We start from the raw sequence: 16,146 nt of genomic DNA, 5'->3' as shown, positions 1-16,146 counted from the left end.
CAGTTTCCAGCAAATCTATTTTTGATGCTTGCAATGTATTTGCAAGTATCATTTCTCACTAATTTTACCCTATGCTCACCAGCTTTCAAACATATCTGCAATCGCATGCATCATTCACAGACAGCGAACTGGAAGATATCTGCGCCACCGCAATACAACGCACATTGCAGCGTAACGAATCATTGCTGCAGGAAGGACAAGTGTGCCGCCATAAGATCTTTGTAATAAAAGGCATACTGCGCAATTTCGCCACTGTGGCCGATGGTAGTGAACACATTCTGCAGTTTTCTCCTGAAAACACGTGGACTTTAGATGTAGAAAGCTACGACAAGCAAACGCCTTCACAATTCAATATTGCAGCAGTTGAGCGCAGCGAGGTTTTACTCTGGGCGAAAACTGATTTTGAACGATTGCTCGCTGAGATACCGAAATTAAAAACACTTTCGCAGGAATTAATCTCTCGAAATATCTACAGTAGCCGCCAACGCATTTTAAGTACACTCAGCGCTACACCAGAAGAAAAATATGAAGAGTTTGTAAACACGCAACCTGGGCTGCCGGCTCGATTGCCACTGCACATGATCGCATCTTATCTGGGTATTTCATTGAAAACGCTGACACGCATCCGCCACGCACAATCACACCGATAAAATGAAATTGTGGTCAAATGACCATGTTTCCCTAAATGCTTTGATTCAATTTTACCTTATAAAATTCAATCATCATTATGCGCGTATTTGTTACAGGAGCTTCTGGATTTGTAGGCTCCGCAATCGTACAGGAATTATTAAAGGCTGGTCATGAAATATTAGGACTGGCCCGCACAGACAACGCTGCCGAAGGCCTCTCTAAAGCCGGTGCGGCAGTACACCGTGGCGATCTCGAAGATCTGGAAAGTCTTAAAGCCGGTGCAGCTCAATGCGACGCTGTTATCCACACTGCTTTCAACCACGATTTCTCAAAATTTAAAGCCAATTGCGAAAGCGACCGCCAGGTGATACTTGCGCTGGGCGAGGCGCTGAAAGACACTAATAAGCCGATGGTCGTTACTTCTGGCATTGGTCTGATGAATGCGGCTGGAAGACTCATCAATGAAAATGATACCCCGCCAGGCTCCGATATCATGCCTCGTGCAGCCTCTGAAGAAGCCGCTCGTGCCGTTGGTGCCTATATCTTGCGACTACCACCGACAACGCATGGCGAAGGCGACCATGGTTTCGTTCCAATGGTGATCAATATGGACAAGGAGAAAGGAGAGGCAGCCTACATCGGCGCCGGCAGCAACCACTGGCCTGCAGTGCACCGTTTCGATGCAGCGAATCTGTATCGTCTGATCATTGAACAACAACCAGAACAAAAAGTGTTTCATGCCGTTGCGGAAGAAGGTATTCCTTTTATAGAGATCGCAACGGCGATTGGTAAAGGCACACAACTGCCTGTGGTAAGTAAAGATGAAGCCGGTGCGGAAGCGCATTTCGGTTGGTTTAAACATTTTGCTTCGTTTGATTGCGCTGCTACAAGTGAGCTTACACGAAAAACACTGGGCTGGGAACCAAAACAGGAAGGACTTTTAAAGGATATGATTACAGGGAAATATTTCTAATTATCTGATCATTGCAACAATGCAATGCATAATTATTAGGTTGCCAGCATAGCAACTCCGATTCAACATCGTTGCGACGCATTACGTTCATCGGATGTGCTGCTATTTGACTTTGCACTTAATATCCGCGGCCAATAAGAGTTTCGGATGCAGAGATAATAGCCCCGATGGCAGCGGCTACCCCGCAGCGACGAAAGGAGCGAGGAGTAATAGCGAACAGCGGGACGAATGTTGAAAAGAGAGTTAAAGCCCAGCTTCAAAATTTAATTACCAACGTAAAAAAGGAAGAGTCTCGATCCGAAACTCTTCCTTTCTTTTTAAAAGTTGGTGCAAGTACTAACCTCTACCCTTTACATGAGGCGGATTCACAGCTTGCAAATCCATCGTATTTTTTGCCGGTTTCAATTTGACTTTTAAAATCAGCGCAGGACCCACGGTTTTTGCGACAACGAGTTGATAATTTTCTGCAGCGTGCACATCCAGACTATAATGCGCTTTACCAAAACATTTCGCTTTGATATCGTAATGCCCTTCATTCACGGCCCATTTAATATATCGCTTCGAGCCTATTTTGCCGATAAAAGTGTCATTGCTGTAAATCTTTACTCCGTACAAGAAGTCGAGAATATTTTTTCTGTACACAGAAATGGATGCTTGTGCAACATTATCGGATGCAACCGGAACAACCTGATAAGTGCTGGCACAGGATGTAAATAAGAAGCCGCCGATCAATGCAGGCAGGCATTGCTTGATGAAATTCATCGGGTTTAGATTGAGTTTAAATTGGTTATACAATTCGAGACGGACTCAGTTTGCCATGGCATATTACAAATAGTTTTTTGCTTCTATGATCGTTAATTTTGAGTATTCTCTCCTGTTCACTAAAACTTAATATCATGGCAAGACTATCCATGTTCGTTTTTACATCGCTCGACGGCTATTACAAAGGACTGAATGAAGATATCAGCTGGCACAGGCACGGCCCTGAGGAAAATGAATTTGCCGCGGAATCTATGAAAGGGCACAGCACACTGATTTTCGGACGTAAAACATACGAAATGATGGCTGGCTATTGGCCCACAGAGATGGCCAAAACAAATGATCCGATCGTGGCCAGCGGCATGAATCACGCACACAAAATAGTGTTCTCCCGCACTTTGCAGGAAGCGTCCTGGGAAAATACCAAACTCATAAAAGACGACCTCATACAGACTATAAAACAATTGAAAGCCACTGAGGAGAATGATATGACGATTCTGGGCAGTGGGTCTGTTATTACGCAACTGGCCGCAGCAGGCTTGATTGATCATTACAGCATTATGATTGATCCGGTTGTGCTAGGCAAAGGCACTACACTTTTTTCCGGAATGCCACAACTGCAAAACTTGCAACTGATTGCCTCACGCATTTTTAATTCGGGCTGCGTATTATTGAATTATGTACCGGCTGAAACATTCGACAAAGAACAATTTCTATGAAACAGGAATTCATGCTGCACGTACGTAATGTCGGCAATGCCAAAGCGAGCTTTTCTGAAGAGAAACATCTGATGTTTGTAAAAGCCTGTGAGCTATACATCAAACAGTTAAAAGACGCCGGACAACTAGTATCGGCACAACCATTGATGCGTGAAGGCTGCATCATATCTAAAATCGCAGACGGCTGGAAACAGCGAAATATAGAACCAGACGACGAGATACAGGTTGGCTACTACCATATTCTGGCTAATAATTTGAACGAAGCCATTGAAATTGCGCGCCGAAATCCGGAATTTGAATACGTACCATCTGCGACTATCGAATTAAGACCCATCAAAATGAAAGAAGAACAAACCGGCTATATTTACCCGAACCAATAAACTTAATTAATGAACATCACCGCGCAAATAGCGAAACACCTGAGAGAAGTATATTTCGGCGGCAACTGGACAAGCGTCAATTTAAAAGACAGTCTTGCAGATGTTGACTGGAAACAGGCAATCACAAAGGTTGATTCGTTCAATACTATTGCCACGCTTGTGTTTCATATCAATTACTATATCGCAGCTGTTTCAAAAGTGTTGGAAGGCGAAGCGCTAAATGCAAAAGATGAATACAGTTTTCATCATCCAAAGATTGAATCGGAAGAAGACTGGCAGCAGCTTTTGAACAAAACATGGAACGACGCGAATCATTTCGCAGCGCTAATTGAATCATTACCAGACAACCAACTGAACGAAGACTTTACCGATCCCAAATATGGCAACTATTACAGAAACCTTCAGGGCATTATAGAACACACACATTATCACCTTGGACAGATTGTACTTCTCAAAAAGTTAATTGGTTAAGTAGGTAATTGGTTAATTAAGTCTGTGTCTTTAACCCTGTAACAATAAAAAATTTTGGCTACTACTAAAAACTTAGTAGATTTACTAAAGACTTAGTAACAAAAGATGCCTAAAAAGAAAACAGACCTGCCACAACTCACCAAAGCTGAAGAACGCGTGATGCAAGCGCTTTGGCAGCAGGACAACAACACAATACTGATACGGGACATTATTACTGTGATGCCGGCACCAAAGCCGCACGCCAACACGGTCAATACGATTTTGAAGATTCTGACGGAGAAAGGATTTGTAGCTATTGAGCCATTAGGAAATGCGAATGCTTTTCGGCCATTGGTGTCTAAAAAAGAATATAGCAGCCGTAGCATTACTCAAATTGTAAAAGGTTATTTCGATGGCTCATTTGCGGATATGATTTCATTCTTTGTCGCTGACAAAAATCTTGATATTAAAGAACTAGAAAGCATTGTTCAATCACTGAAAAAGAAAAAACAATAAGCGATGTCATTCTTTCTCTATCTAACGCAGGCAAGTCTCTACGCTTTTGTAATGTGGGGCATCTATTTACTGATTGGGTATAACAAACCGCATCATCGTCTTAGTCGCGCTTATCTGCTAGCCGCGACTTTGTTACCCACTATCCTGCCCTTCATTCGTATTCCGGTGGAGAGACAAAGCACAAACGTGGTACAGCAACTGGTGCTGCCTTCTATCAATATTGGAGCAACACATACTGCTAATATGGTCGCAGGTTTTTCGTGGTGGACTGTTTTGATCTGCAGCTATTTTACGATCAGCGCATTGCTGGCATTGGTCTATATCGGTTCTTATTTCCAAATCAATCGTCGTCTGAAAAAAGGCCAACAGCAGCGACTTGCAGGCTATACGGTTTTTACAGAAACTAGGATTGGCCCTGGTACAATCGGCAAAAAAATATTCTTTCCTTCCGAAGAAATAGATGAAACGATACTGCAACATGAACTCGCCCATATTCAATCAGGACACCGTTATGATTCGTTCTTTTTGCAAATTATACAAGTACTTTTCTGGATCTCCCCGGCACATTGGTTACTGGGTCGCGAACTAAAAACGGTCCATGAATTTGAAGCAGATCAGATAGCCAGCCAAAATGCGGACTTATCTGAATACGCCACGTTATTGCTTTCGCATACATTCGGAACCAAACATTCTTTTCATATCACTCACTCATTTTTTCATCACCCTCTAAAACGTAGAATCATGATGTTGCAGAAAATAAGAAAACCACAAAAGCGCAATTTAGTGATGAGTGCTTTTGTTTTAACCGCCATTTTTGTCAGCACTGTTTTATTAGCGCAAACTAAAAAAACAACTGAAACACAAACAGCCGCGGCCCCGCAGAACGACTCGCTGGCGCAACTGGACGCTATTGCCCAAAGAATGAACGCCATACCGAAACCAGGTGAAGTTCAGTTTATGGCGGATGGTTCCATCGTGTTTAAAACGGCAGAGAAAATGCCACATTTCGATGGTGATTTCAGCAGTTGGCTAAAGGACAACATGCGCTATCCCGAAGCAGCAAAAGCGCGCGGCGAACATGGCAAAGGGCTGATACAATTTACTGTTGGCGCAGATGGCAGCATTATTAATCCACATGTGGAAAAATCTTCAGGCTATACGGCGCTCGACGAAGAAACATTGCGTGTAGTCAGGAAAATGCCGAACTGGAGACCAGGAATCCTGAAAGGACGTGCTATTCCGGTAATTTGTTTACTACCATTCAATTTCACACCAGATGGCAAGGTCGCAGCGAATGAAGGATGCTGATGGCGAGTGATAAGTTTTAAGTTAAAAAATACAGCGTAATAAACCGGCACTTGTGGCCGGTTTTTATTTTTCTACTTCATACTCAAACGCCAAACATCAGATGTTTATATTTAAAGTATTTAGCAGAAATGCTGCAGCAGAAATCCACCAAGACTTCCAATCAGAATAATAACGACGGTACTCATTTTTTTGTTCATCAGTACTAAAGCGAGACAAATTGCGAGTATCAAGGCACCGTGCCATTCTTGTATGGACGCATTGAATAAATGCAAGCCGACAACAGCGATTACAGATATAGAAGCCGCACTCAGACCATCGAGAAAAAGGCGCAGCTTCTGACTTTTTCTTGCAGAGGAAAGCATTCGATGTAAGAAGAATGAGATGAAAAATGAAGGCAGAAAAATAGCGACTGTTGCTAACACCCCACCAGCGGTACCGGCAACCAGATATCCCGCAAACGTAGCGCTCGACAGTATCGGACCCGGTGTAATTTGTCCGACGGCAATTGCATCCATCAATTGTTGCCGGCTTAGCCAATGATTGTTTTGCACCAGCGATTCATCCATGTACGCAAAAAGCACATAGCCGCTACCATACAAGATGGCGCCTATTTTCAGAAAGATTAAAAACAGTCTGCTGTTAGAATAATTATGACCGATATCTAATAATACCGGTGCAAAAACGAATCCGGTAAAAGTTGAAAATTTATCCTTTGCGGCGAATATCAAATAATTAATAAAACCCGCGCCCAGTATGAGTAATACTTCATTCAGACCAAGTAATGATCCGATAAAAACCAATACACAAAGCCCGATCAACACTGCATTATTCTTAAAAGTTTTCTGTCCCAATCTCAATACCGTTGCAATAACAAGTGCAGTGGTCGCAGGTCTCAAACCAAAAATGAAATTTTGGACATCGGGCAATGAACTATAACGCTGATAAAAATAACCGAAGATCAGACAGATTAACATCGCCGGCAGAATATAACAAACACCAGCCACCACAAGTCCGAGGCGGCCGCCACGCTCTTTTCCGCAATGCATCACCACTTCCACAGCGTTGGGACCAGGAATGATATAAGAGGTACTCAGCACATCCATAAAATGCTCATGATCGATCCATTTTCTGCGCACCACCATTTCATTTTCGATCGTAGCAACCATACCCGCGATGCCGCCAAAACCTATTGTTCCAAGCTTTAAACAGGAAACAGCGATTTCCTTTAGTTTCGTTGCTTTACTTTCTAATTCGTTTTCTAGTGTCATGTTTTGTCTGGGAATCAATGGAAATTAAGGATTTTCTCCGCAACAGCCTTCGTTGCAATCACTGCACCCTCCATGTATCCACCGAAACTGGAAGCCGTTTCTGTACCACAGAAAAATAATTTATCATTCATATAGTTCTGTCGTAAAACCGGATGTCCACTATCTTGTGAAGAAATAAGACGCGCAAATTTCCCTATATTAGAGCATCATCCAAAACATCCATTTTATGAAGAAAGTTACCGGAATCGGCGGCATATTTTTCAAATGCAAAGACACAGCTGCAATGAACGACTGGTACGCGAAACACCTGGGTTTGCCGGTTTCTCAATATGGCACCATGTTTAACTGGCGCGAAGAAGAAAACCCTGAAAAAACTGGCACAACCGTTTGGAGTCCGTTTAAAGATGACACCAAATACTTCGAACCATCTACAAAAGAATTTATGATCAATTACCGTGTGGAAAATCTGGATGCTCTGGTAGCAGAGTTGAAAGAAAACGGTGTAACGATCATCGATGAAGTAAAATCTTATGATTACGGAAAGTTTGTACATATCCTGGATCCGGAAGGCAATGCAATTGAGCTTTGGGAACCGGCCGAGTAGAATATCTAATAATAAAAGGAGCTTGTTTCCACATTTGAGACAAGCTCCTTTTATTTTCACTGAAATGAACTCCGTTTTCTAAAAATATCAGCGATCATAAAATCGGACATCAGCTTTCCCATGGCGATTCCCGAATCAAATCACAAAAGTCTTTTCGTTGATAATCCGGCATCATACATGCACAGATATCGGCGTTGATACTCCCGTAAGTGGTGTGTGGCTTGTGTTTGAAACCATCGAAGAAAGTTGGAATGATATGCTTTTTAAAATCGTGACGAGGAAATTGCATCAGAATTTCTTCACGATTATTCTCAGATAGTTTATCGTACCCCTTACCCACTACATCCAGTGCTACGCCGTAGTTCAACAACGCAACTTCGGCCTCTTTATACTCCGCAATTCCCGGCGAAGTGTGTAATGCAATTGCATCCCAAACCAATTGTAGTGTTTGCGGAGGAATGCCATGACTCATCAAAAAATCTCTTGCTGCATTGGCACCGTCCACTTCAAACCGTTTATCCTCGCTGCGATAATGCGGCGTCAGACCCAAATCATGAAACGCTGCGCTGACGTATAAAAGCTCCGGATCGTATTTGATTTTATTTTGCCGGCCATTTAAAGATGCAAACAGAAACGTTCTCAGCGAATGGTTGTACAACAATTCAGAACCATGTTCGCGCAATAATTCCGTCGCCTGATTGGCAATCGTACTATCAGGTATTTTTACGCCGGCGATAATTTTATTAGTCATGACTTTGGCTGTTTTAAATTTTACTTTTGAATTTTGCGATTTCTGAATACTAATCAACATTCCAAGCACCAAACGCCGGTAAGATTTTCAGCTTCGCTTTAAACCTTTGGCGTTAAGCTTTTTTAGACAATCTCTTTTTTGCTTTGCCCATACCGGGAGTCACTTTTTTCTTGAAAAAAAGTAACCAAAAATTCAAGGCTTAAGGAAACCCGACTAATCCCTACACTTCGTTCAGGACGACGAAGGCATACAGCAACAATTGTTAAAGCTACTATTGGGCTTCATTACGATGCCAGACAATTTTATTACCATACATAGCTATTCTCATAACCATCATAATTGCTTTACGCTTTTGAATTTTTAATTTAAACTGCTTGCGTCTTCGTAGAAATTCCGATACGATTCAGAAAATTGATGTGGCTGATGCAGACGAAAATATCGGCTATCTCCTGCGCTGTAAAATACGCCTTAAGCTGTTCATAAGCATTATCAGAAAGTCCATGATTAAAAATGTAAGTCATTTCTTCTACCGCCTGAAGTACCGCGCGTTCTACATCGGTAAACAATGGACTTTCCTGCCAGGCAGATAAAGCGAATATCCTTCGTTGTGTTTCTCCATTAGCCAAAGCTTCTTGTGTATGGTAGTCAATACAAAAAGCACATTTATTAATCTGCGAAACACGAATCTTAATCATCTCTATCAGCGTTCTGGAAACGGTAGACTCATATACACGCTTATCTATTTTCGAGATCAGTTCCCAATATAAAGGTTCTTGTTTCCACACATCCAAGCGGTGATTCACAATTTTTGCCATAATTTTTTTGTTTTGTTACGGCAAAGCTCGCACAGCGAAAAAACGTTTTACTTAAACCTGTTTAAGAAAGATATTTCTTCCGGATTTCGCTCAAATATTCAGGCGTAAAGCCTAGAAATGAAGCCAGCAAATATTGCGGTACACGTTGCACGAACGCCGGAAAATTCTGCAGGAAATTCTGATATAATTCTTCCTTCGAAAACTCGAACAGAAACCGGAACCGCATCTGACAGGCTGCATAAGCTCTTTGAAATACCAGATGAAAATATTCATTCAGCTCCGGAACCTGCTGCAGTAATTCGTGCTGACGATCGGCGGTAATAATTAATACCTCTGTATGCTCCGTTGCACGAATAGAAAATTTTGAAACCGCAGCTGTCGGAAAAGCAGAGAAGTCAGAAGTCCACCAGTTCTCCATCGCAAAGTCCACGGTTTGTTCAGTTCCATTTTGCCGCAAGTAAGACAAATGCACACAACCTTTCACAATAAAAAATTTCTCAAAGCATCGCTGTCCTTCCGCTAGTAACACTTCTTTCTTCTTGTAAGTTTTATGTTCGAAGAATGGCTCCAGCAAACTGATTTTGTCTGGCGGAATGGAAGTGAATTTTTGTATGTGGGAAAGGAGTGGTTGTGTCACGGGAGTGAAGTTATTGGATGTTTGTCTCATAAATTTACGCGAGAAAACTATTACTTATTAAACAGATCAATGGTCTGCATACGATCAGGACCGACAGAAAGATATCTTACGGGCAAACCAAGTGCTGATTCTAAAAACCTGAGGTACGCTTTTAACGCTTCAGGCATTTCCGCCGCGGTACTCATACTGGAAATGGCTGTCTGCCAACCTGGAAATGTTTTATAAACGGGTTCAATGTTATGCTGATCCATTTCATACGGGAGATAGTCAATCTTTACGCTGTCCTGTAAATAGTGCGTGCAAACATTGATCTGCTCAAAATTGTCCAACACATCAGCTTTAGTCATTACCAATTGCGTCACGCCGTTCAGCAGTATTGCTTGTTTCAACGCGGGGAGATCCAACCAGCCAGTCCTTCTTGGCCTGCCGCTTACTGCGCCGAATTCCTTGCCTGTCTGACGAAGCTGCTCGCCGATTTCATTGATCTGCTCCGTTGGAAAAGGGCCGCCGCCAACCCGGGTACAATAAGCTTTAAAAATTCCGATCACTTCACCGATCTTTTGCGGAGCAACGCCTAATCCAATACAGGCGCCAGCTGTAATAGTGGTCGAAGCAGTAACAAAAGGATAAGTGCCAAAATCAACATCCAGCAATGTCCCTTGCGCGCCTTCGGCTAATATGCGATGCCCTTCCTGCAAGCATTGATGAATGAGATGTTCTGCATCCACCAAAGCGAATTGTTTCAGAAATTCGACACCATCAAAAAAAGCTTGCTCACGATCCGTAAAATCCGGTACCTCGCCATAAAGTACCAGCAGTATGGACTGATGCTTTGCTACCAATTTCTGATAACGATCCATGAAGTCAGGCAACAAGATATCGCCAACGCGCAATCCACTGCGTCCGGTCTTATCCATGTATGCAGGCCCAATGCCTTTCAGCGTGGAACCGATCTTGTTCGTTCCCAGCTCTCGCTCAGATGCAGCATCCAGCAATTGATGCGTCGGAAGGATCAGATGCGCCCGTTTAGCGATTTTTAAATTACCCGATGTCAACAAGTCGAAACCATGTGTTTTCAGTCCTTCTACCTCCGCTTTAAAACCCACCGGATCAATCACTACTCCATTACCAATAAGGTTTACTGTGTTCGGTGAGAATACTCCGGAAGGGATGGTATTCAAAACAAATTTCCGGCCACCAAATTCAAGCGTGTGGCCAGCATTTGGGCCACCCTGAAACCGGGCCACTAATTGATAGCTTTCGCTCAGTACGTCAACAATCTTACCTTTTCCTTCGTCTCCCCATTGAAGACCTAATACTACATCTACTGCCATATTTATCGTTGTTTTTTTTGATTTTTATTTAATCGGTTACTTCTAAATTTTTTGACTACAGGACATAGCAAACCCAGTCCGGCCAATTTTGAGGTTGACAGGTGTCACAAAAGCAACAGTCTGACTAAAGAATATTCTTTCTGATCCGACTTAAGGACGACGGAGTAATGCCCAGATAAGACGCCAGCATGATGAGCGGAATGCGGTTGGCCAATCCCGGATAGTGATCCAGAAAATTCAGATACCGGGTTTGTGCATCCTGCACCAGCATATTGCTCGTCATTCGCAGTTTATTTTCAAGCACATAAGAAGTGATTTTAAAGAAGATATCCTTCCAGCCGGGAATAGTTGCGGAAAGACTGAGGAAATCCTCTTTAGTAAAGGCAATCACCTCACAATCGGTCACCGCTTCTATATATTCTGCCGATGGAATCTCATCCTGAAAGCTATTCATATCCACCACGAAACGGTTTTCGTAGACGAAATACCGGGTAAAGCTTTCGCCGGTATTGCTATAGTAGCAGATCCGGAAAACGCCATCGCTCACGAAGCCAATTGATTTTGCGACCTTGCCGGCTTGTGAAAAATAAGCCCCTTTGGAAATGCTTTTCAATTCTGCCTTAGACAGGATCAATTTACATTCCTCCTCAGTAAGGTTCCCAAACTTCAGCAAATAAGCAATCAGCTTTTCCATGTCACAAAATTACCGTCACCAGTTGTAATTCGGATTGCCATTTGGCAAGAATTTACGTCTGATCGTTGATGTCTGATTTTTATCTCATCCTGAGCGAAATTGAAGGATTGCTGATTTAGGCGAATAGAATCAACGTGCATTTACGTAACACATCCGGCCTAAGGAAACTCGGCTTTACGAAATGAAATGCAGACGGCGTAAAGCAATTATGGTGGTTGTAAGAATCGTTGTGCATAGCTATAGATTTGCCAGGAATTAGAAGATGGCCAATAGCAAGCTTCAGATTGCCACGTTGTACCTCCTCGCAACAGCTGTATGCCTTCGTCGTCCTGAACGAAGTGTAGGGATTAGCCGTAGTTTCCTTAAGCCTTGAATTTTTGGTTACTTTTTGTTTAAGCAAAAAGTGACAGATGGCACAATCCCCCTCTTCTTTGACGCAATCACACCGCATTTATATTGTCAGCAAACAGTAGCTTTGATTTAAAACCAAATTATAATACCATGGCAACGATCAATCCTCACATTAACTTCAACGGAAATGCCGAAGAAGCGTTTACTTTTTACAAATCAGTATTTGGCGGCGAGTTCACAAAAGTCATTCGGTTCAAAGACCTCGCAGGGTCCGGCGTTCCGATAGCGGAAAATGAACAAAATAAAATTATGCACATTGCATTGCCTATCAGCAAGCATACCCAGCTGATGGGCAACGATGTTCCGGAATTTATGGGCAAAACCAACGAAAACGAGAACAGAAGTAAAATTGCAATAAGCGCAGAAACTAGAGAAGAAGCAGACAAATTGTTTAATGGCCTCTCCGCAGGTGGAGCAGTAGAGATGCCCATCTCAGATAGTCCCTGGGGTTCTTATTTTGGCATGTTTAGAGATAAGTACGGGATTGAATGGATGGTGGATTATGATACGAAAGAAGCTTAGATAAAAGCCCCGCATGCGGGGCTTTTCTATTTACTTGACATTGAACTTCTATCATTGCTTAATTGGATAGATAAATCTTAAGCAATCCTCTATATTAGGTTCAATTCTCTATAAAGTGAGTTAATTATTCCTTCAGCCATTTCACTCGCTTTTAGATATATCTCGGAGTAATCTCCTCGATCGTCCTCATAGCCTCCTGCTAATGAAAGTTCAATATTACAAAGGTGACCGATACTATTTAGCAAACCATCTATTTCCTTACGGCTTACTTCCGATAAAAAAACCGCATTTTGCTCAACCGCCAAAGTAATTTCCGTACGATGTCCAAGTGCCGAATTGGTTACTTCATATGGATTAAACCCCATTCCTTTACACTGCGCATATGTTCCCAGACAAGACATTTTGAAGTCTGTTAATCTAGCAGCTACTTCTTTAAAAGCAGGAATCTTACTTGCATAAAGCAGATCAAATTTCTTGCTTTTAATCGCATATCGAAATGTAAAAAAGGCAACAGTAATTGCCGCAAAGATTGGTGAGAAAATCGAAAAAAGTTGAAACGTGGTCATAGGGAATCTTTTAAAATATTTTTCAAAATAGACAGAGCTGATGAAACAACACCTCCCTTCAGAGCCGGGGTGCCTGGGTAAAAACAAAAAAGCCTCACATTTCTGTGAAGCTTTCTGTGATCCCGTTGGGACTCGAACCCAAGACCCATACATTAAAAGTGTATTGCTCTACCAACTGAGCTACGGAATCTTTCCTTTCATTTTAGCAACCTTCGTTGTTTCTGAATGGGCTGCAAAGATAGGCAGAAACTCTTTCCTTCCAAACCTTTGTTGCAAAATTTTACAAACTTTCCTTCAAACGCTTACTGGAAAAGGATTACAGAAAGAATATTTTTTATCCTAATTATATTTTTACGATCAGTTTTACGTTCAGCAAACGTGAAGTAAGTCTATTCGGCACCGCAAATGTTTTACCCGATGTCTGATCTTGTATCCAGGAATAAGAGATCGTATTCTGAATACCTAAGAGGTTAAACACTTCGAGACCGGCCCAGATTGATTGCACATTGCGGAAGAAACTGTGCGATGGACGATCTGTCTTCGCACCATCCAGCAGCAGCGCAGAGAAACCGATATCTACACGTTTATAATCCGGCAGACGAAGGTTGTTGAGCACCGGATAAGTACTCGGCGCATTGAACGGCAAACCTGTTGAGTAAATCAGGTTAAGGTTCATGCGGAAGTTTTTATTACGCGGCAGATAATCCTGGAAATACATGCCAAACATCACGCGCTGATCTGAAGGCAATGGAATATAACCTGGCGCAACAGTTGCGCTATCCTGCCCTGCGGCATTTTTATAAGTTACTTTGTTGTCCGTAATATTCTGCGCGGCTTTCATTAAGCCAACGCTTACCCAGGATGGCGCATCTTTTACGAGATCACCATACAAACGCATCTCACCGCCGTAAACGTACCCTACAGCGTCATTACGCCCATAATAGCGGATACGCACATTGTCGTAGAAGTAAGGAACGAGGTCCCAAAGATTTTTGTAGTAAAACTCCGTTGTGAATTTAAACGGACTGCTGCCCCATTTGAAGTTATAATCTGTTCCCGCAACGATGTGCATTGATTTCTGCGCTTTCAGATCTGTGTTGATGTTACCTTGCAGATCACGCATTTCGCGATAAAATGGCGGCTGTGCATAAATGCCTGCAGCGGCACGGAAAACGATATCATGCTTCCATTTCGGCTTGTAAGCAGCCTGCACACGCGGACTCACAATCATCTCATTGTTGAGTGTGCTGTAATTGAAACGCGCACCAACAGAAAATGTAAGATCTACAGAATCGCTCACACGGAAGTTGTCTTGCACAAAGCCAGAATAACGCATGTAAGTGAAATCGGATTTGGAATCATAAAGTGTTGCCATCTGCAGTTCATTCGGATTGTACGGCTGCGTAAACCCTGATGAATCGCGGCGTTCCCACTCATGCAGCTGGTCATTGATGCTAAAATACGCCGCATCAAGGCCCCACAACAAGAAATGTTTTTTCATCGTGTACGAACCGCGGTGGCCCACATCTCCTGTTCCGATTTGGAGATAGTTACGTCCGTGATCCTGGATGACACCGGTACCTAGATAAGTTTTGATCTGCCCGAAATTCGATTTACCAATATCGGTTTCCAACTCGCCTAACAGATATTCACCGCTGATATCAAACGTTTCTTTTTCGTCGGTCTGATAGCCGGATGCCATAAATTTCAGGCGTAAATTTTTATTGGGATGGTAGGTCGCGGAGAGACCACCAAACTTGGAATCATACTGATCGATTTCGTTTCCTTCGTAAAACACTCTGAGCTGAAAGGCCTGGTTGACCACACCAAAGCTCGAGGTCATTTCTTCTGGAACATAACTAAAACGGTTACGTGAATAGTTAGCGATCAATTCCAGGTCCCATTTTTCACTTAGTTTATAATCAAGCACTCCCTGAAAATCAGTGAACGACGGATTGTACACACCTTTGGTAGGCTGAGACTGCAAAAGGTATTGGTTGCTTTTCTGACGAATGCTCACCATATAGCTGAGTCGTTCGTTTTTGGTAGCACCCTCTAAAGTAAGGCCAGCACCTAAAAGACTCACCATTGCTGTTGCTGCAAATTTCTTCGGACGCTTGTACGTTACATCCAGCACGCTGGACATCTTATCGCCGTACTTCGCCTGAAAACCGCCGAGAGAAAAGTTTACACCGCTCACCATATCCGGATTGATAAAGCTCAACCCTTCTTGCTGACCGGAACGAACGAGATATGGACGATAGATTTCGAAATCGTTTACATAAACAAGGTTTTCATCGTAGTTACCACCGCGCACTGAATACTGCGAAGTCATTTCATTGTTGGAACCAACCAGCATCTTAATCATGCCTTCGATACCGCCAACTGTACTTGGCATATAATCGGCCTGACGAGCATCAAGCACAACGGACCCGGCTTCACCACGTTTGTCCGCTTTTTTGACTACTTCCTGAAGTACGTTCGATCCGCCTTTCAACGTAATATCAATGGTCCGTTTTTCGCCATGCAGCAGTTGCATGTTCTTTTTAACTGCGTTATAGTTGAGGTAGCTAAACACCACGGTGATACTATGACCGGCAGGCACTTCCAACTGGTATTTACCTTCAGTACTGGACTGGGTACCAACACCCGTTCCCTGCACCGCAATGGTAGCTGCATCTAAAGCATTTCCCTGTTCGTCTCTGACAATACCGTGGATCGTCGCCATGCCTTTTTGGGCGAAGGACGTTACCGCGAAGCAGACACATAGAAACAGGCAGGCGATTTTTTGGAACATATAACCATCTAA

General features: G+C 42.8%; 18 protein-coding genes and 1 tRNA gene. 9 read left to right on the top strand and 10 right to left on the bottom strand.

Translation table 11 applies throughout. The features are described 5' to 3' along the window. Nucleotides 1–71: 71 nt before the first annotated feature. A complete protein-coding gene (locus DN068_RS13275) occupies nucleotides 72–650 on the top strand; it encodes a Crp/Fnr family transcriptional regulator (protein ID WP_110999416.1) in 579 nt (192 codons plus the stop codon). A 77-nt stretch (nucleotides 651–727) separates the two neighbouring features. After that, nucleotides 728–1,603, top strand: coding sequence for an SDR family oxidoreductase (locus DN068_RS13270; RefSeq protein ID WP_110999415.1), 876 nt, complete (start codon nucleotides 728–730; stop codon nucleotides 1,601–1,603). 336 nt (nucleotides 1,604–1,939) lie between these two features. Here the strand turns inward: DN068_RS13270 and DN068_RS13265 are convergent, their stop codons facing one another. Then, the gene (locus tag DN068_RS13265; protein WP_110999414.1) at nucleotides 1,940–2,365 is read right to left on the bottom strand and encodes a hypothetical protein; all 426 of its coding nucleotides are present in this window, start codon (nucleotides 2,363–2,365) and stop codon (nucleotides 1,940–1,942) included. Between the two features lie 134 nt (nucleotides 2,366–2,499). On the opposite strand from DN068_RS13265, the gene DN068_RS13260 reads away from it, so the two are divergent. From DN068_RS13260 to DN068_RS13240, 5 genes are all read left to right on the top strand, one after another. Further along, nucleotides 2,500–3,081 (top strand): dihydrofolate reductase family protein, encoded by a 582-nt coding sequence (locus DN068_RS13260; RefSeq protein ID WP_110999413.1) that lies wholly within the window; start codon nucleotides 2,500–2,502, stop codon nucleotides 3,079–3,081. Further along, entirely contained in the window at nucleotides 3,078–3,461 is a 384-nt protein-coding gene (locus DN068_RS13255; protein WP_110999412.1) for a YciI family protein, read from the top strand. The genes DN068_RS13260 and DN068_RS13255 overlap by 4 nt, the downstream gene beginning before the upstream one ends. Nucleotides 3,462–3,470: 9 nt before the next feature. After that, nucleotides 3,471–3,932: a DinB family protein gene (locus tag DN068_RS13250; RefSeq protein WP_110999411.1), complete on the top strand. Its 462-nt coding sequence runs from the start codon at nucleotides 3,471–3,473 to the stop codon at nucleotides 3,930–3,932. A gap of 105 nt (nucleotides 3,933–4,037) precedes the next feature. After that, nucleotides 4,038–4,427, top strand: coding sequence for a BlaI/MecI/CopY family transcriptional regulator (locus tag DN068_RS13245; RefSeq protein WP_243630237.1), 390 nt, complete (start codon nucleotides 4,038–4,040; stop codon nucleotides 4,425–4,427). A gap of 3 nt (nucleotides 4,428–4,430) precedes the next feature. After that, on the top strand, nucleotides 4,431–5,735 hold the full coding sequence (locus DN068_RS13240) for a TonB family protein (RefSeq protein ID WP_110999410.1): 1,305 nt from the start codon (nucleotides 4,431–4,433) through the stop codon (nucleotides 5,733–5,735). A gap of 119 nt (nucleotides 5,736–5,854) precedes the next feature. Here DN068_RS13240 and chrA read toward each other — a convergent pair whose 3' ends face one another. Further along, nucleotides 5,855–7,003, bottom strand: a complete 1,149-nt coding sequence (chrA, locus tag DN068_RS13235) for a chromate efflux transporter (RefSeq protein WP_110999409.1) — start codon at nucleotides 7,001–7,003, stop codon at nucleotides 5,855–5,857. A gap of 226 nt (nucleotides 7,004–7,229) precedes the next feature. Here chrA and DN068_RS13230 point away from each other — a divergent pair, with 226 nt between their 5' ends. Beyond that, nucleotides 7,230–7,607 carry a VOC family protein gene (locus DN068_RS13230; protein WP_110999408.1) on the top strand — a complete coding sequence of 126 codons (378 nt, stop codon included), beginning with the start codon at nucleotides 7,230–7,232 and terminating at the stop codon, nucleotides 7,605–7,607. Nucleotides 7,608–7,716: 109 nt separating this feature from the next. Here the strand turns inward: DN068_RS13230 and DN068_RS13225 are convergent, their stop codons facing one another. From DN068_RS13225 to DN068_RS13205, 5 genes are all read right to left on the bottom strand, one after another. Further along, nucleotides 7,717–8,358 carry an HD domain-containing protein gene (locus tag DN068_RS13225; protein ID WP_110999568.1) on the bottom strand — a complete coding sequence of 214 codons (642 nt, stop codon included), beginning with the start codon at nucleotides 8,356–8,358 and terminating at the stop codon, nucleotides 7,717–7,719. Between the two features lie 365 nt (nucleotides 8,359–8,723). Continuing rightward, nucleotides 8,724–9,173: a carboxymuconolactone decarboxylase family protein gene (locus DN068_RS13220; protein ID WP_110999407.1), complete on the bottom strand. Its 450-nt coding sequence runs from the start codon at nucleotides 9,171–9,173 to the stop codon at nucleotides 8,724–8,726. Between the two features lie 61 nt (nucleotides 9,174–9,234). After that, entirely contained in the window at nucleotides 9,235–9,840 is a 606-nt protein-coding gene (locus tag DN068_RS13215) for a Crp/Fnr family transcriptional regulator (RefSeq protein ID WP_110999406.1), read from the bottom strand. Between the two features lie 20 nt (nucleotides 9,841–9,860). Further along, nucleotides 9,861–11,144 carry an adenylosuccinate synthase gene (locus DN068_RS13210; protein WP_110999405.1) on the bottom strand — a complete coding sequence of 428 codons (1,284 nt, stop codon included), beginning with the start codon at nucleotides 11,142–11,144 and terminating at the stop codon, nucleotides 9,861–9,863. Nucleotides 11,145–11,268: 124 nt separating this feature from the next. Continuing rightward, entirely contained in the window at nucleotides 11,269–11,838 is a 570-nt protein-coding gene (locus tag DN068_RS13205; RefSeq protein ID WP_110999404.1) for a Crp/Fnr family transcriptional regulator, read from the bottom strand. 501 nt (nucleotides 11,839–12,339) lie between these two features. Here DN068_RS13205 and DN068_RS13200 point away from each other — a divergent pair. Continuing rightward, a complete protein-coding gene (locus tag DN068_RS13200; protein WP_110999403.1) occupies nucleotides 12,340–12,771 on the top strand; it encodes a VOC family protein in 432 nt (143 codons plus the stop codon). 89 nt (nucleotides 12,772–12,860) lie between these two features. Here the strand turns inward: DN068_RS13200 and DN068_RS13195 are convergent, their stop codons facing one another. From DN068_RS13195 to DN068_RS13185, 3 genes are all read right to left on the bottom strand, one after another. After that, complete coding sequence (locus DN068_RS13195; RefSeq protein ID WP_123985342.1) at nucleotides 12,861–13,337, bottom strand: hypothetical protein; 477 nt, start codon at nucleotides 13,335–13,337, stop codon at nucleotides 12,861–12,863. Between the two features lie 117 nt (nucleotides 13,338–13,454). After that, a tRNA-Lys gene (locus DN068_RS13190) sits at nucleotides 13,455–13,527 on the bottom strand. 153 nt (nucleotides 13,528–13,680) lie between these two features. Next, a complete protein-coding gene (locus DN068_RS13185) occupies nucleotides 13,681–16,134 on the bottom strand; it encodes a TonB-dependent receptor (protein WP_110999401.1) in 2,454 nt (817 codons plus the stop codon). Nucleotides 16,135–16,146: the final 12 nt, after the last annotated feature.

The organism is Taibaiella soli (assembly GCF_003236175.1).
In the GTDB taxonomy this organism is placed as follows: Bacteria; Bacteroidota; Bacteroidia; order Chitinophagales; family Chitinophagaceae; genus QKTW01.
The sequence above is the reverse complement of the archived record's forward strand: the minus strand, read 5'-3'. Positions and strand labels throughout refer to the sequence as shown.

What these genes read in the sequence shown, in the direction of transcription:
- DN068_RS13275 (WP_110999416.1), top strand. Translation starts at nt 72, where the DNA reads ATGCTCACCAGCTTTCAAACATATCTGCAATCGCATGCATCATTCACA.
- DN068_RS13270 (WP_110999415.1), top strand. Translation starts at nt 728, where the DNA reads ATGCGCGTATTTGTTACAGGAGCTTCTGGATTTGTAGGCTCCGCAATC.
- DN068_RS13265 (WP_110999414.1), bottom strand. Translation starts at nt 2,365, where the DNA reads ATGAATTTCATCAAGCAATGCCTGCCTGCATTGATCGGCGGCTTCTTA.
- DN068_RS13260 (WP_110999413.1), top strand. Translation starts at nt 2,500, where the DNA reads ATGGCAAGACTATCCATGTTCGTTTTTACATCGCTCGACGGCTATTAC.
- DN068_RS13255 (WP_110999412.1), top strand. Translation starts at nt 3,078, where the DNA reads ATGAAACAGGAATTCATGCTGCACGTACGTAATGTCGGCAATGCCAAA.
- DN068_RS13250 (WP_110999411.1), top strand. Translation starts at nt 3,471, where the DNA reads ATGAACATCACCGCGCAAATAGCGAAACACCTGAGAGAAGTATATTTC.
- DN068_RS13245 (WP_243630237.1), top strand. Translation starts at nt 4,038, where the DNA reads ATGCCTAAAAAGAAAACAGACCTGCCACAACTCACCAAAGCTGAAGAA.
- DN068_RS13240 (WP_110999410.1), top strand. Translation starts at nt 4,431, where the DNA reads ATGTCATTCTTTCTCTATCTAACGCAGGCAAGTCTCTACGCTTTTGTA.
- chrA (WP_110999409.1), bottom strand. Translation starts at nt 7,003, where the DNA reads ATGACACTAGAAAACGAATTAGAAAGTAAAGCAACGAAACTAAAGGAA.
- DN068_RS13230 (WP_110999408.1), top strand. Translation starts at nt 7,230, where the DNA reads ATGAAGAAAGTTACCGGAATCGGCGGCATATTTTTCAAATGCAAAGAC.
- DN068_RS13225 (WP_110999568.1), bottom strand. Translation starts at nt 8,358, where the DNA reads ATGACTAATAAAATTATCGCCGGCGTAAAAATACCTGATAGTACGATT.
- DN068_RS13220 (WP_110999407.1), bottom strand. Translation starts at nt 9,173, where the DNA reads ATGGCAAAAATTGTGAATCACCGCTTGGATGTGTGGAAACAAGAACCT.
- DN068_RS13215 (WP_110999406.1), bottom strand. Translation starts at nt 9,840, where the DNA reads ATGAGACAAACATCCAATAACTTCACTCCCGTGACACAACCACTCCTT.
- DN068_RS13210 (WP_110999405.1), bottom strand. Translation starts at nt 11,144, where the DNA reads ATGGCAGTAGATGTAGTATTAGGTCTTCAATGGGGAGACGAAGGAAAA.
- DN068_RS13205 (WP_110999404.1), bottom strand. Translation starts at nt 11,838, where the DNA reads ATGGAAAAGCTGATTGCTTATTTGCTGAAGTTTGGGAACCTTACTGAG.
- DN068_RS13200 (WP_110999403.1), top strand. Translation starts at nt 12,340, where the DNA reads ATGGCAACGATCAATCCTCACATTAACTTCAACGGAAATGCCGAAGAA.
- DN068_RS13195 (WP_123985342.1), bottom strand. Translation starts at nt 13,337, where the DNA reads ATGACCACGTTTCAACTTTTTTCGATTTTCTCACCAATCTTTGCGGCA.
- DN068_RS13185 (WP_110999401.1), bottom strand. Translation starts at nt 16,134, where the DNA reads ATGTTCCAAAAAATCGCCTGCCTGTTTCTATGTGTCTGCTTCGCGGTA.